The organism is Agrobacterium sp. D14 (genome assembly GCF_001526505.1).
Taxonomy (GTDB): domain Bacteria; phylum Pseudomonadota; class Alphaproteobacteria; order Rhizobiales; family Rhizobiaceae; genus Agrobacterium; species Agrobacterium leguminum.
Map to the genome: position 1 here is coordinate 1 of NZ_ASXX01000061.1, position 492 is coordinate 492.

Sequence of the window (492 nt, forward strand, 5' to 3'; positions counted from 1 at the left end):
GTGCCGCTGGTCTCGATCAGGTCCATCAGCTGGGCTTCGGCTTTGGGTTTATTCTCCTTCGTCACCCTGATGTGGTGGAAGGGAATGTCGTGGTTGACGACGACTTTCTGGTAATCGAAATGATTGGAGACGACGCCGACGATGTCGATCGGCAATGCGCCGATTTTCCAGCGATAGAGCAGGTCGTTGAGGCAATGGCCGAAACGGGAGACCATCAACAGCGTCTTCATGCGCTGGCCGTCCGGATAGATATCCGCCTCCATGCCGAATTTTTCCGCCACCGGCTTGAAGCCGTCGGTGATGGCCTCAAGGGTGGCGCCTTCTTCGGAGATGAAGGAGACGCGCATGAAGAACTTGCCGGTCTCGAGGTCATCGAACTGCGAACTGTCGACGATGTTGCAGCCTTTTTCCGCCAGATAACCGGAAATCGCAGCCACAATGCCACGGGTCGATTTGCAGGCTACGGTCAGAACATAGGATGTCATTCGTTTT

At 55.3% G+C, this 492-nt stretch carries 1 protein-coding gene; it reads right to left on the reverse strand.

The annotated features are described in order from the left end of the window. Positions 1–485: ACT domain-containing protein (locus tag L901_RS22910; RefSeq protein WP_371259726.1), on the reverse strand; the 485-nt coding region annotated here is incomplete at its 3' end. Between the last annotated feature and the right edge of the window lie 7 nt (positions 486–492).